13 protein-coding genes and 1 pseudogene are annotated in these 14698 nt (G+C 53.8%); 6 read left to right on the forward strand and 8 right to left on the reverse strand.

Annotated features, from left to right (window positions below; genetic code table 11):
* Window position 1: 1 nt before the first annotated feature.
* Window positions 2-3202: an efflux RND transporter permease subunit gene (locus VN114_RS06515; RefSeq protein WP_325513182.1), complete on the reverse strand. Its 3201-nt coding sequence runs from the start codon at window positions 3200-3202 to the stop codon at window positions 2-4.
* Between the two features lie 342 nt (window positions 3203-3544).
* Here VN114_RS06515 and VN114_RS06520 point away from each other — a divergent pair, with 342 nt between their 5' ends.
* Window positions 3545-4099, forward strand: coding sequence for a hypothetical protein (locus tag VN114_RS06520; RefSeq protein ID WP_325513184.1), 555 nt, complete (start codon window positions 3545-3547; stop codon window positions 4097-4099).
* Between the two features lie 42 nt (window positions 4100-4141).
* Here VN114_RS06520 and VN114_RS06525 read toward each other — a convergent pair whose 3' ends face one another.
* Together VN114_RS06525 and VN114_RS06530 are read right to left on the reverse strand one after the other, a co-directional pair.
* The gene (locus VN114_RS06525) at window positions 4142-4354 is read right to left on the reverse strand and encodes a hypothetical protein (protein WP_414694199.1); all 213 of its coding nucleotides are present in this window, start codon (window positions 4352-4354) and stop codon (window positions 4142-4144) included.
* Window positions 4351-5463 (reverse strand): PepSY domain-containing protein, encoded by a 1113-nt coding sequence (locus VN114_RS06530; RefSeq protein ID WP_325513203.1) that lies wholly within the window; start codon window positions 5461-5463, stop codon window positions 4351-4353. Before VN114_RS06530 ends, VN114_RS06525 begins: the two co-directional genes overlap by 4 nt.
* Here VN114_RS06530 and VN114_RS06535 point away from each other — a divergent pair.
* Window positions 5404-5616, forward strand: a complete 213-nt coding sequence (locus VN114_RS06535) for a hypothetical protein (RefSeq protein WP_325513205.1) — start codon at window positions 5404-5406, stop codon at window positions 5614-5616. The two genes, VN114_RS06530 and VN114_RS06535, sit on opposite strands and share 60 nt — an antisense overlap.
* A gap of 3 nt (window positions 5617-5619) precedes the next feature.
* Here VN114_RS06535 and VN114_RS06540 read toward each other — a convergent pair whose 3' ends face one another.
* The 4 genes from VN114_RS06540 to VN114_RS06555 form a co-directional block, all read right to left on the reverse strand.
* Entirely contained in the window at window positions 5620-7980 is a 2361-nt protein-coding gene (locus tag VN114_RS06540) for a TonB-dependent receptor (protein ID WP_325513186.1), read from the reverse strand.
* Between the two features lie 185 nt (window positions 7981-8165).
* Window positions 8166-9068: a FecR family protein gene (locus VN114_RS06545; RefSeq protein ID WP_325513188.1), complete on the reverse strand. Its 903-nt coding sequence runs from the start codon at window positions 9066-9068 to the stop codon at window positions 8166-8168.
* Between the two features lie 3 nt (window positions 9069-9071).
* On the reverse strand, window positions 9072-9599 hold the full coding sequence (locus tag VN114_RS06550; RefSeq protein ID WP_325513190.1) for an RNA polymerase sigma factor: 528 nt from the start codon (window positions 9597-9599) through the stop codon (window positions 9072-9074).
* Between the two features lie 227 nt (window positions 9600-9826).
* Window positions 9827-10060 (reverse strand): hypothetical protein, encoded by a 234-nt coding sequence (locus VN114_RS06555; RefSeq protein ID WP_325513191.1) that lies wholly within the window; start codon window positions 10058-10060, stop codon window positions 9827-9829.
* Window positions 10061-10106: 46 nt separating this feature from the next.
* Here VN114_RS06555 and VN114_RS06560 point away from each other — a divergent pair, with 46 nt between their 5' ends.
* Window positions 10107-10748 (forward strand): HD domain-containing protein, encoded by a 642-nt coding sequence (locus tag VN114_RS06560; protein ID WP_325513193.1) that lies wholly within the window; start codon window positions 10107-10109, stop codon window positions 10746-10748.
* 63 nt (window positions 10749-10811) lie between these two features.
* On the opposite strand, the pseudogene VN114_RS06565 reads toward VN114_RS06560, so the two are convergent.
* Window positions 10812-11108 (reverse strand): annotated as a pseudogene (locus tag VN114_RS06565) (oxidoreductase); the annotation flags it as partial.
* A gap of 759 nt (window positions 11109-11867) precedes the next feature.
* Here VN114_RS06565 and gspG point away from each other — a divergent pair.
* From gspG to VN114_RS06580, 3 genes are all read left to right on the forward strand, one after another.
* A complete protein-coding gene (gene gspG, locus VN114_RS06570) occupies window positions 11868-12299 on the forward strand; it encodes a type II secretion system major pseudopilin GspG (protein WP_325513195.1) in 432 nt (143 codons plus the stop codon).
* Between the two features lie 19 nt (window positions 12300-12318).
* Window positions 12319-13509 carry a type II secretion system F family protein gene (locus tag VN114_RS06575; protein WP_325513197.1) on the forward strand — a complete coding sequence of 397 codons (1191 nt, stop codon included), beginning with the start codon at window positions 12319-12321 and terminating at the stop codon, window positions 13507-13509.
* Window positions 13506-14698 (forward strand): GspE/PulE family protein (locus VN114_RS06580; RefSeq protein WP_325513199.1); only part of this gene is annotated, 1193 nt, incomplete at its 3' end. The genes VN114_RS06575 and VN114_RS06580, both read left to right, overlap by 4 nt.

Below are 14698 nucleotides of genomic sequence, written 5' to 3' on the forward strand. Positions count from 1 at the left end.
GTTAGTGACTTTCTTGAACAACAACTGAATGAGGTGGCGGCAGGCCTTTTTTGGCGGCGCGTCTGGCCAGGAATTGGTGAACGCCCGCAAACACCAGCGGCACGAAGAACAGTGTGGACACGGTCGCAAACAGCAGGCCGCCGATGGTGGCGCGACCGAGCGGTGCATTCTGCTCGCCACCGTCGCCGAGACCGAGCGCCATCGGCAACATGCCGATGATCATCGCCAGCGCCGTCATCAGCACCGGACGGATACGCGTCGCGCCCGCTTCCAGCGCTGCCGACAGCGGCAATTCACCGGCCAGCAATCGTTGCCGTGCGAACGACACCATCAGAATACTGTTGGCCGTCGCCACGCCCATTGTCATGATCGCGCCCGTCAGCGCCGGCACACTCAAGGTCGTGCCCGTCAGGAACAGCATCCACGCAATCCCCGCCAGCGCCGCCGGCAACGCACTGATGATGATCAGCGGATCGATCCATGACTGGAAGTTGACGACGATCAGCAGATACACCAGCACGATCGCCATCACCAGGCCAATACCGAGACCGATGAACGACGACTTCATCGTTTCCACCTGGCCGCGCACGGTAATCTTCGAACCTTTCGGCAATTGCGCACGAATCGGTTCGATCGCTTTTTCAACATCGGATGCGACCGAACCGAGATCGCGTCCGCTGACGCTGACATACAAGTCGACGACCGGCTGAATGTTATAGCGCGACACGATCGCAAGCTGACGATCCGACTTGACCGTGACCAGATTGCTTAACATCTGCGTCGGCACAGCCGTGTTGCCGGTGCCGACCGGGATCTGCAGCAGCGAATCAAGCGAATCGATGTTGTACTGCGGCGTCTGGATCGAGATGTTGTACGAGATACCGTTCTTCGGATTCAGCCAGAATGCCGGCGCCGTCTGGAAACTGCCGGACAACGGCACCAGCACGTTCTGCGCCACGTTGTTCGCATTCAAACCGAGTTGCTGCATCTTGCTGCGATCCATGTCGAGTTGCATCGTCGGCTGGTCGATGCGCTGATGCACGTGCACGTCGACCGCGCCCGGTATTTTCCTGATCTCGTTCTGCAACAAACTGGCGAGGCGATAGTTCTCGACGATGTTGTTGCCGCTGAACTGGATATCGATGGCTGCGGGCAAACCGAAGTTCAGGATCTGCGTGACAACATCGGCCGGCTGGAAAAAGAACTCAATGCCGGGGAAACGCTTCGGCAGTTCGCGCCGCAGTTCCTGTACATACTTGTCCGTCGGCGCATGACCTTCGCTCAATGCGATCTGGATTTCGCCATCCAGCGTGCCGATGGTGCCGGCATTGCTGTACGACAGATTGATACCGGAATAAGGCAGGCCGAGATTGTCGAGTACGTTTTCCAGTTCGTCGGCCGGAATCTTCTCGCGAATCACCGCCTCGATCTGGTCGGCCAGACGCGCGGTTTCCTCGATCCTTGTTCCGGTCGGCGCACGGAAATGCAAGCGCATCAGGCCGGCATCCACGCTCGGGAAGAAGTCACGGCCAAGCACACCGTACAAACCGGTCGACGTCACGCAGAACAGCAGGAAAGCCACGCCGTAAAACCGGCGACGCGGCAGCAGCGTGCTGAGAATGACGATATACACGCCGCGCATTTTCTCGAACTGCGCATCGAACTTTTTGTACACCCGTTCCAGCATGTTCGGTTTGTGATCCGGCCCCTGGTCGCCATGCTTGACGTTGCGCATGAACAGCATCACCAGCGTCGGCACCAGCGTACGCGACAGGATGTACGACGCGATCATTGCGAAAATCACCGCCTCGGCGAGCGGCACGAACAGGTAACGCGCAACGCCGGTCAGGAAGAACATCGGGACGAACACGATACAGATACACAGCGTCGCCACCAGCGCCGGAATCGCGATCTCGCCGGCGCCTTCCAGAATCGCGGTTTCGAGATCGTGACCCATGTGCAGATAGCGCTCGATATTCTCGATCGTCACCGTCGCATCATCGACCAGAATGCCGACCGAGAGCGCAAGCCCGCCCAGTGTCATGATGTTGATCGTCTCGCCCAGAGCATAAAGCGCAAGGATCGACGACAGTACCGACAGCGGAATCGAAATCGCGATGATGCAGGTGGTACGCCAGTTACCGAGGAACAGCAGGATCATTGCCGCCGTCAGGCAACCTGCGATCAAACCCTCGTGAATCACACCGGTCACGGCCGATTTGACAAAGATCGACTGGTCGAACAACGTGACCAGGTCGACGCCATCCGGCAGCGTCGGCACTATATCGCTCAATGACGCTTTCAGGTTATCGACAATCTGCAGCGTCGATGCGCCGCCATTCTTCAGTACCGACAGCAGCACGCCGCGTTCGCCGTTGTGGCGAACGATATTGGTCTGTGGCGTAAAGCCGTCACGCACATGCGCCACTTCGCCCAGATAGACCGTCGCGCCGTTGGTGGTGCGTACCGGCAGATCGTTCAGCTCATCCAGCACGCGCGGCGAACCGTTCATCTTGACCGTGTATTCGGTATCGCCGAGCTTTGCCGTGCCGCCCGGCAGGATCAGGTTTTGTGCGTTGACGGCATTGACCACATCGGTCGGCGACAAGCCCTTGGCCTGCAATGCCTGCGAATCCAGATCGACCGATACCACGCGACTCTTGCCGCCATACGGATAGGGAATCGCCACCCCTGGAATCGTTACCAGCTTGGTGCGTACCGAGTTCAGCGCCGTATCGAACAGCACCTGTTCCGACAGGGTCTTGCTCGACAAACCCAGCTGGATGACGGGAATGCTGGAAGCGGAATACTGGATGATCAATGGTGGCGTGGTGCCCGGCGGCATTTGCCGCACGATCACCTGCGCAACCGCCGTGACCTGCGCAATCGCGGTCTGGATATTCGCCTTCGGCTGGAAGAAAACCTTGACGACCGCCACACCGCCCAGCGTTTGCGATTCGATGTGTTCGATGTCGTTGACGGTCGTCGTCAGCACACGCTCGTTGGTCGCCGTGATCCGCTGGCCCATTTCTTCCGCCGACATGCCGGTGTAGTTCCAGACGATGCTGATGACCGGAATATCAATCTCGGGGAAGATGTCGGTCGCCATGCGCGTCAGCACAAGCGGCGTGGACAAGAAGATCAGCAGCGCCATCACAATGAATGTGTATGGCCGCCGCAAGGCGATTTTAACGATCCACATCGGGTAATTTCCGTTTCTGTCTAGGAGCACCCGAGGCCGGACCGCGACGGATGCATACCTTCGCGCGTCAACAGGCGAAGTCCGAAAGCGCGCAGAGCGCCACGAGGCAGCAAATATACCGCACCGTCAATGTCTTGTTGCTGACCGGAAAATGACAGAATTGTCAGTTTCGCCATCGACGGCTTCTTTCTACCATTCCCTAATATGCGCGGACGGCCGAAAAAGGCGGCAACTACGCTTGATTTCGGCTTGGTGTAATCTTCATACATGGAGCGCAAAGACGCTCCGCGATTGAAAAGACAAGGCGCCGGCAAGCCACTAGCCGCGACATATGGAGGAGACATGAAAAGGATCGCTTGCGCCTTGTTCGCGCTGTGCTTGGCGGCATGCGGACAAGCCGTGGACAACAACCCGCCCGAGATGTCGACCAGCCAACAGGTCAAACCGGCGGAGCCGGAATTTGCATTCGACGCACAACAATTTGCCGATGCATTCAACGCCGCCGCCAAAACGTACGGCCAATCGTTCCGTATCGCTAAAGTCGAGATAACGCATGGCGCGGTACATGACTATTTCCGCCAGGTCTTCTTCACCGGCCTGTCGCTTACTGCGGGCGTCTCGAAGGAAACCGGTCGCGTCGTCAGCATCACGGCGTTGGCAGAAGAAAATGGCGAACCGATGGATAAACAAGAAATCATCATCCTGTCCGAGATCGTCGCCACCGCAACCAGTCCGGCGCTGACGAAAGACAAGGCAGCCAAGCTGGTGATGGAAATGATGCAGGAGTCCGATAGCCGAAACGCAGCGCCGTTTCCGCAACGCTTCATCGACGATGTACGTTATGTGCTGCGCAATGACAGCGGAATTGGCTATTGGTGGATGGCGAGTCCGGCTTGACCCTGTGAAGATCAATATTCGACCGGCTCGCAACTTTTATCCTCAGCTTTTGGCGCACAAGGAACGAGCAATCACGATCAACGGAAGCGCCAGCAAACACCACGACAACGCGTCGTACCCATCGTCGCCGATCAATGCACTTACCAAACCAACTCCGCTGGCAATACCCAGCACGATCGGCCAGCGCCACATGCTTGCCCTTTTGCCGGACGTTTCACTTGCATTCGTGTCCATCGCACCTTTTCTCATAGTCACGCTGCGCTCCTTGTCGTCGAAGTCTCTTCCGTCAAACCCATCGATTCCACTTCGGGCAGTTCGGCAATGACCTGGCGTCTGCGCAGCCACAAATAGATACCGCTACCCAGAATCACGATCGTCACGATATCCAGCAACGCCCAAATGATTTTGAGCGTCAATCCGCCGTAATCGCCGAAGTGCAACGGCTGCGATAGAAAGAGCGTCTGCACATACCACGGCATCTCCCGCATGTCCGTCAGCTCGCCGTTTTCCGCATCGACCAGCGCCGGCATCAGCAAACGCGATGTCACCGGCGTATTGCCTTTCATGAAAACTCCGTAGTGATGCTGGCTGGTAAAAACGGTACCAGGAAAGGCAATGAACGACGACTCCATGTGCGGAGCTGCTTTTTCTGCGGTACGTACAGCGTTCTCTACCGACCCGATCGCACTCAACGGTTCGGCATCTTTGTAAGGCGCGATCATTTCCGCCAGTTGGCCGTTTTGCCATGCGTACAACATCACGTCGCTTAACGTGTTGATGACGCCCGTGACACCGACAACCATCGTCCACGTCAATGCGACGATGCCAAGCAGATTGTGCAGATCGAGCCATTTGACACGTGGCGAACGCGATTTGCGAATCGTGCCGAATTCCAGCTTGCGCGTGAACGGGCCATACAATACGACGCCTGACACAATCGCGACCACAAACAGCAAACCCATCAACCCCAGAAACAATTTTCCTGGCAAACCTGCAAACATGTCTGTATGCAATTTCAGCATCACATGCATGAACCCTTCCTGTTGCTGTTCCTCGTCAAGCACCTTGACCGTCCGCTCATCGTAGATCAACGCCTTGCGCGTGTCGGGCGAGGCCGTCAACGATTTGTTCAGGCCGACAAAAATCATGTGCGGATGTTCTTTCTTGTCCCAGGACAGGAACTGAATGACCTGATCGGGATAATAAGCACGCGCAGCCTCCACGATGCGGTCCAGGCTTTTAATCGGCGTGTCAGCCGGCATGACCGGCGCTTCCGCTTCACCGACAAGATGATCGATCTCTTCATGAAAAATCAAGGGCAGACCGGTGACGCAAAGCATCAACAAAAACAGTGTGCAAACCAAACTGCTCCATTTATGTATCCAGGCCCATTTCCTGATGGAAGATTGCTTGCTCACAAAAATTCTCCTCGTACCAAACGACATATCCGCCGGCCGGCAATGCCGGTGCGGCGGATGGTCGAAACAGCCGTCACTTCAAACGGCGGCATTGACTGACAATCAGAAATCCATCGTTGCGGATAACAGCAACGTGCGCGGTGCGCCGACATACAAAAAGCCCGCGTTGGATGAGGACCAATACGACTTGTCGAATGCGTTCTCGATATTGGCCCGCAGAGTCATCTGCCTGCCGCCAAGGCGTGTCTGATATCTCGCGCCCAGATCGAAGCGAGTCCATGATGGCAGTTCCACTCTGTTCGCCTGATCGGCATATTGATCACCGGTATGGACAACGCGCGCATTCAAAGCAAATCCGGTAATAAAGACGTTACTCCAGTCGGCGCCGAGGTTGACTTGTAAACGCGGTACGGCGACAGCATCCTTCCCTTCATTTACACCGCCCGGTGCACTGGTCAGTTTTCCTTGCGTATAGGCCACACCGCCTACCAGGCGAACGTCATTGACGACTTCGCCGAAAACGTTGAACTCGATACCTCGGTTACGCTGTTCGCCGTTTACCGAAAATACCTTGTTGAATGTAGTCGCACTGGGGCGTTCAATCTGAAAGACGCTCACAGTCGTCGCAAGTCGTCCCCAATCCATCTTGGCACCGACTTCGTGTTGTTTCGTCTTGTATGGCGAAAACATCGTGCCGGCGTTGCTCGTCCCGATGGGCGCAATCTGACCCGGCGATAGTCCCTCGATGTAGTTGGCATACAGCGACAGATTTTTATACGGTTGCACGACCAGTCCGACGACAGGAGTAACGGCCGACTTGTCGTAACGATCCCCAGAAGGCGTGCCCACTCCGAATGTAAAGGCCTGTTGCTCAACGTTCTGATGTCGTGCACCGATTGTCAGCTTCACCTTGTCATCCATGAACGACAACGTATCTGCCAACGCATAGCTCGTCAGCACGGTTTCGTTATAAGGCAACGTCTTTGGATTCAGTCCCGCGGTACTTGGCAAATCGCTGTAAACCGGCGCATACAGATTCGAATTTCGCGGCGACCAGAACGTCATGTAAATTTCCTGGTTTTGCTCGACACGCGAGTAGTTTGCCGCCAGTTTGTGTTTGACCGCACCCGTGTTGAATCGCAAGTTCGCACCAGCTTCGTAAGAATCGTCTTCGACCTCGAATACCTGCCACGCCGGCGCAGAACTGAAGTTGCCCGCGTTATCAAGCAACTCAGGATTACCCGCGATCGCGTCCATCGAATGTCTGCGCTTGCCCACCCCGCCGTACACTGTCAGGTCGTCCGTCAGATCGTACTCGGCGCGCGCGACGATTGTCTTGTCGGTCGCTTCCGAACGGCCGTAACCGGGATAGTTCAAATCGGAGTCAGGCGCTTTCGGCATATCAGTCACACCCGCACCGACCGAGAATTGTCGAACAACACGATCGATATCCTGATTTTGATAGATCAGATCAAGCGAGGTCCTTAATCGCTCGCCGCGATAATCCAGGCCCAGCGCATAGACCTGATCCTTTTGCTGCTGCTTATCAATCGCCGTATCGCCGTCACGATAGGCGCCGTTGAACCGCACACCGAATTGCCTGTTCTCCCCAAAGCGCCGGCCGATGTCGACTTGTCCACCGACGATCGATTCCGACACATAGTTTGCCGTAACGCGCGTCAGCGCTTCCTCCGGTGCGCGCTTTGGAACGACATTGATCGCGCCACCCACGTTGCCGCTTGTCGGCATACCGTTCAGCAAGGCAGAAGGGCCTTTCAACACTTCGACGCGCTCGGCCATTTCCACAGGTACGCGAAAATACGGCATCAATCCGTACATTCCGTTTAACGCGACGTCTGCACTGGTAACGCTAAAGCCGCGAATTGAAAAATCTTCATTGATATTGGTACGTGCGCTTGAAAGCCGAACCGATGGATCATCCATCAACAGATCCGACAAGCTTCTGGCCTGCTGATCTTCAATGGCCTGCGCCGTATAGCTTGTCTGGTTAAAAGGCGTATCCATGAAATTGGCATTGCCCAGCATGCCGACTCGCCCACCGCGCGCCACCTGTCCACCTGCGTAAGCGGACGGCAGGTCGGCGGTCGATGCGATGACATTCACGGCCGGCAACACGCTTTCAGCTCCGGCTGCCGCACCGACAGGAACAACGGTGAATGTTCGTTCGTCGGCAGCCTGCAGGCGCAGACCGGATCCCTGCAACAAATAATCCAACGCTTCGCGCACGGTCATCTTGCCCTTGATGGCCGGCGCAGACTTGCCGGCCGTTACGTCGCTGGCAAAAATAATTTGCGCTCCCGATTGACGCGCCAGCGCGTTCAATGCCTGGCTCAAGGGTTGCGGTGCAATATCCAGATCGACCGGGCCTGTCTGTGCCAGCACCGATGCCGACAGCATCACGCCGATCGCTGTCGCAATCAGCCGCCGCTGTAATTTACTCATCACATCTCCTGTATGAAAAAATGGCTTACAGGTGAGTAGCCGAGTCAGCTCGTCCGAATGTACACGTCGAGCAAAAAAAATTTCAGGATTGGCGAACCGCCGTTATGAATGGTGCAATATGACGGCAATCAGCTCGAAGGTTCGCTCTGATGCACATTGCGGAATAACCTTGAACCTGCGTCGTATCAGGGAGTCGCAGCAGTCTTCTCTTCGCGTGGCACGATCGCCACACCGCCATTGCCATCGCGATTGATCGCAACCGGTGCCAGCGTCGGCAGCAATGCCAGTAATTGATCGATGTTGTCGATATCGAACTGGCCGGTGATTCGCAAGCCGGATAACGCCGGCGACAGACGTACGGGGCCCTTCCGGTAACGCTGCAGTTCCATCACAACCGCAGCAAGCGGCGTATTGTCAAAATAGAGCTTTCCACCCTGCCATGCCGCAATCGCTTCCGTATCGACGCTTGCGGTTTTGCTCAGCCGATCGCCCTCGACTTCAACCGATTGTCCGGCATCGAGCAGCCTTGTTATCGACGGCGTGTCATCTGCCGACACCTGCACGCGGCCTTCCAGCACGGTGACCTTCGCGCCAATGTCCGTGTTGCGCACATTGAATACGGTGCCGATATCTTCAACGGTGGTTTGATGCGCGTAAACGAGGAAGGATTTCCAGCGCGAGTGCTCGACCTTGAACAAGGCTTCACCTTGCGGCAGATAAAGCCGGCGTGACCGCAGGTGATAATCGACGCGCAATGTCGATGCGGTATTCAGCGTTACTTCGCTGCCATCGCTCAGGACCCAGGTACCGCGTTCACCAATTCCTGTCGCAACTTCTTCGCTTTGATAGGCAGGATCGAGCCAGACCAGCGCGGCCGTCAGTGACAACACGGCAATCGAGGCCGCTGCGCGCGTTTTGCGCTTGCGTGCTGCCGCGCGCTTGACGATGTCTTCCACACTCGGCAAATGCGCACGCAGACCGTCTTCAAACAGCATCAAGGTATCGTCGTCAAGCGACGACGTACGCTCGGTCGCATTGTCGGACCGAGACGATTGAACGGACAAATTAGGTGTGACGGATGGTGGCATGCGTTATTCCGCATTCATTACCGGTGCGAGACCGGTCACCGCGCGTGCCATGTGACGCGCAACCATGCCGCGTGAAATGCCAAGCTTGATTGCGACCTCCGCCTGCGGCAGGTGGTACAGCTTGTGCAGGATAAACACATCGCGACAACATTCCGGCAATGCACGAATCGCCTGCAATAGTTCTTTTTCCTTCTGCTGAAAGGCGACAGCGATTTCCGCCCCGGACAATTGCGCGCCGGAAATCGACATCGTCTCCGGCAATTCCGCCACTGTCGTTACGACATCGGCACGCGCTTTTTCCACACGATAGCGATCGATGGCCAGTTGTGTGGATACGTGGCGCAGAAACGCCTGCGGTGTCTTGATATCGCTCGGCGGCCGCTCCAGCAACTGCACACACACGTCATGCAACACCTCTCGTGCAAAACTCCGATCGCCGAAGCGGCGACGCACATGATCCACCAGCTCATCGTAATGACGAACCAGCTCAGTCACCAAAGAGGAAGAGGAGTCGGAGTATTTGTGTAACACGACGCTGCTTTGCGAATCGAAATCGTCGGGCGATAGCCCAAGCCGATTCAACACGGCTCAGGCACTTATCTCACCCAAAATGAGAATTATTCTCATTTTATAGATTTGACGGGTCAGGAGCAAATGTCACGCGTGGCGTGTCGTGCAGATGGGACAACAATGATGGGAACGCACGTACTACAACGTGCTCAGGGCGATTGCCTTTTTGACAAAACGGGAAATACAACCTAGCGTGTGTGAGATACACCCACATCCATCGTCCCGTACATTTCCACGCCGGAACCACCGCTACCCGTATTTTGCGGATAACTCGCGTAGCCGCCGCAACCTTCCAGTACCAGCAGTACGGAAGCCAGAATAAATACCGCGCCGAGGAGTTTTCGATAACGTTGTTTCATCGTCTTGCCTTTTATAAAAGGGAAGGATGCCGCAATCGCATCAGGCTGGATCAGCAACCGCATCTGCCTTATCCTGATGCCCTTCCTTAATAAAGATCATACGCCTCCCATGCAACAAAGTATTCAAAATTGGCAAACCCGTCTGGTTGCCATTGCCACCGAGGAAAATCAGGACGACGGCGCACACGACATCAGTCATTTGAATCGCGTCTGGAAGACCGCACAGCAATTGCTGGCCGATCATCCGGAAGCCGACGCACTGGTCGTGCTAGCCGCCTGCTATCTGCATGACCTGGTCAATCTGCCGAAGAACCATCCGGATCGCGCGCAAGCATCGCGCCTGGCCGCGCAACGTGCATCCGACAAACTGACGGATGCCGGCTTCCCGACAGACAAGTTGCCAGGCGTCGCGCACGCCATCGAAGCACACAGCTTTTCCGCAGCGATCACGCCGACCACGATTGAAGCGAAGATTGTCCAGGACGCCGATCGGCTGGATGCGCTTGGCGCAGTCGGACTGGCTCGATTGTTTTATACGGCAGGCCGGATGGAATCGGCGCTTGCACATCCGACAGACGCGTCAGGCACGCAGCGCGATTTGAATGATCGCGCGTATGCGCTCGATCACATTGAAGTAAAGCTGGCGACGCTGCCGGCAACAATGCAAACCGCAGCCGGCCGTGCGGTGGGCGAAGAACGACTGGAATGGCTGCGGCAATTTCGCACCACGTTCATCTCTGAGTGGCAGTAACGCGAAGCCTCACGCAAGACAGCCAAACGCTCCGCATCACGATCATGCGGAGCATTCTCATTATTAACGTTGCCCCAGCGTGGTATCGCAAAAAATTTTTGGCGATCCATGCGGCAGTGAACGCCAGTATTGCGGCGACGCATTCACTGTACCGCCCAGCTGCGCAGCCGCGTGCCAAGGCCAGCGCGGGTCGTACAACATCGCTCGGACCATTGCGATAAAGTCTGCCTGACCGTTGGCAATGATGTCTTCCGCCTGCTGCGGTTCGGTGATCAGGCCGACTGCCATTGTGGTGACGCCCGTCGCCTCCTTGACCGCCTGCGCAAACGGCACCTGATAATTCGGCCCGGCCTTGATCTGCTATCGGCCGCAAATTTGCACCGCCTGTGTTGGTACTGGAATAGATATGACATTGTTTCGATTTGATTAACTGCGTTTTATATCCCCAAATACATAGCTTTCCCGCTCTCCGGCACGAAAGTACCGCCGAGATCGTGCAGGAAGCCATCTCGCCCCTTCTGCGGTGATGACGATACCTTGTCATATTACCCTCCACATCTAGATTCAATGCATCGTACCGGATTCGCGATAGGAACGACCACCCATGTGTAATCCACACGCACGCCCGACGCAATCGTCGTGCGTTCGCTCACCGCAAAATCCTTCGACAGACCCGCCGCCCACATGTGCACGGTAACCTGCATAACTAGACGACGCAGTGCGAGTCAATCCGCCGAAATCGATGCGTCACGAGCCATCGATCTGTTAGGCCCGACATCTGTCTGCCAACGAATTGCAGAGCAATTTCTAGCGCGTGGCAATTGAAGAAGATACAAAAACCGATTCAAATGTGCGATTTGACGACGCTATAAATGCCAATCGCTAATTCCAGTGGAAATTTGTTCTTCCATCCGACTATTGGGCGTCCGCAACTTGTGACAAATCCCCCCATGTATATGGGATATACAAAAAGACTCAAAAACTGCATTCTTGGCCCGGATATTTGCCATCAAGAAACACGATTTCACGTGTCACGTCTGCAATATCAATAACCCAAATCAAAAGACTTCGGACCTTTAGTGCGAATGCTTCGTATCGACACGAGACAGCCAAACCACTATGAATCTTATTAAAAGAAGAAATTTCTATCTAGCTCAAGGCTTCACTTTGCTGGAATTACTTGTTGTCATTGTGATTATCGGTTTGCTCGCATCATATGTCGGGCCTAAGTATTTTTCCCAAATCGGAAAATCTGAAGTCACATTAGCTCGATCGCAAATGGAGGCATTCGAAAAAGCATTGGATACCTATCGTCTAGATGTAGGAAGATATCCAACAACCGAAGAGGGTTTGCAGGCAATCATGGTTAAACCTTCCAATGCGACAAAATGGAATGGCCCTTATCTAAAAAAAGAAATTCCGCTCGATCCATGGGGTCAGGCATATCAGTATCGAGCTCCAGGGAAATCCAGTGATTTTGAATTGCTATCTCTAGGAAAAGACGGCCAAGCCGGCGGCGCAGATGAGAACGCCGATATCACTCTTCCATGATTGAGAAATCTGACCGTCAATGAAATTTGTAGCGCGAACGTTATCGTCAAATAACGTCATTACAGAAATCGTGCTTGAAGCTGAGGACGATGCAGATGCGCATCTTCAATTATCTCGTCAATCGCTTAAAGCGCTTTCGATCCGGCCATTACGAAAATTTGGTCTGTCATTTGGCTCTCCGCAACAAAAATTTTCCGTTCTGCTGTTCAGCCAAGAATTGCTTGCACTTCTCAAAGCTGGTTTGAGTTTGATTGAAGCATTAGAGGGTTTAGTAGAGAAAGAGACGAGACCAGAAACTCAACGGATCGTCAACAATATGTTAACTGCTTTGCGTGAAGGTAAGAAGTTCTCTACTGCTCTTCAATTGCAAGCATCCGTGTTTCCCGCGTTATATGTCGGGTTAGTTCAGGCAGCCGAAAACACTAGCAATCTTCCCCAAACTCTAGAGCGCTATATTCACTATCACCAGCGTATCGACCAGATTAGCAGCAAGGTAATCAGCGCCTCTTTATATCCAGTCATTTTGCTGTTGGTCGGAGGAGCAGTAACCGGATTTCTGGTCGGTTTTGTGGTTCCCAGATTCGCCGTTGTTTATCAAGGAACAGGCCGTAGTCTTCCCCTGTTATCTCAATGGCTTTTATATTGGGGAGAGTTTGCGGAAGCTCATGGCTCAATACTGCTAATTACTGCAATTATCTTAGGAGCGATGAGCTTTTTCTTTTTGAAGTCGTTCATCAAAAGCGGAAAATTATTTCAATTGATACAGCGCATTCCATCGATAGGTGACCGCTACCGCCTGTATCTTTTGTCTCGACTCTATTTAACTTTAGGTATGTTGCTTCAGGGAGGAATGCCAATTGTCCCTGCTCTACAAACCGTTCAAGGCGTGATTCCTGTCGACTGGCAAAACAGACTTGTCGCGGTTCGCTTCAAAATCGAATCTGGTCAAACATTGTCCAACGCACTTACAGAACAAGCGCTCACTACCCCTATTACAGTTCGCATGCTCCGAGTTGGTGAACAAACAGGTCAGTTGGGATACATGCTTCATCAAGCCGCGGAATTCTACGAAACTGACATCGCTAGATTCATTGATAGATTCATGCGAACGTTCGAACCTGCATTAATGGCTGCAATTGGCATTGTTGTCGGTCTCATTGTGGTTCTTCTCTATATGCCAATTTTCGATTTGGCGGGAAGTTTGCAATGAACGCTCCTGATAACCTTTTCGCTATGGAAGCTAGCATGTTCGAGGCAGCTCGCAGCGAATACCAGCGCTCAGGGCGAGATCCGCTCCAGATGTTAGAGACTTTATCTGGCTTTAGCAGCAGAGAAGTATTAAAACGTCTTGGCACACAATTCAATTGGCAAGTCTTAGAAACAGTGGAAATGCTGACTTTACAGCCAGCATTTGACCTTCTTCCTCTAGCAAAGTGCATAGCCAAAAAGACTGTACTTCTTCGCGACACAGACAACTCTACCGTTGCTGTCATTGACAATCCTTTTGACTCCGATCGATTAATTTGGCTGGAATCCCAAGCAAAACAGCATGTTCAAGTCCGTTTGGCTCTTGCTTCGGATATTCAGGCCTATTTGGATAAACAAGAAATTGGCGCGAAAGCAATTGATACCATTCTTGACCAGCAGGCGTCTATCAATCCCGAAGAAAAGCAATCTACATTGCTTTCTTTCAGCACTGTTAATGATGGTGCAAGCCCCGCAGTCAAGTTAGTCAATTCAACTCTCTATGATGCATTGAAAGCAGGAGCATCAGATATTCATTTTGAAAGTACGCCGTCTGGAATGACGACGAAATACCGGATCGACGGTGTACTAAATTTGGCAGCTGCGATTCATGGCAGCGAACTGGCAGAGCAAGCAATTTCCCGCCTTAAAGTTTTAGCCGAACTCGACATTGCAGAACGGCGAACACCACAGGATGGAAGTTTTAGAGTGCAGGCAAACGGAAGAGACATTGATTTACGAGTCTCCATCATGCCAAGTATTCACGGAGAAGATGCGGTCATACGGATTCTCGACAAAAGAGCCATGATTGAAGCGTATGGCAGTTTGACACTTCAGGCCTTAGGCTTCGACGTGGAATCCTTGGTAGAGCTAAGGGCATTGGCAGAAGCTGCGCACGGAATGCTACTGGTCACAGGGCCAACCGGTTCAGGCAAGACGACTACTCTGTACGCCGCCATATCGGAAACGAACAATGGCCGCGACAAAATCATCACCATTGAAGATCCTGTCGAATATCAATTGCCTGGTGTTTTACAAATCCCGGTCAATGATAAAAAAGGGCTCACTTTCGCGCGAGGCCTGCGCTCTATTTTGCGGCATGATCCAGACAAGATCATGGTAGGTGAGATTAGGGATGCAGAAACGGCCGAGAT

The sequence above is a fragment of the Oxalicibacterium sp. genome, assembly GCF_035565035.1.
GTDB lineage: Bacteria > Pseudomonadota > Gammaproteobacteria > Burkholderiales > Burkholderiaceae_D > Oxalicibacterium.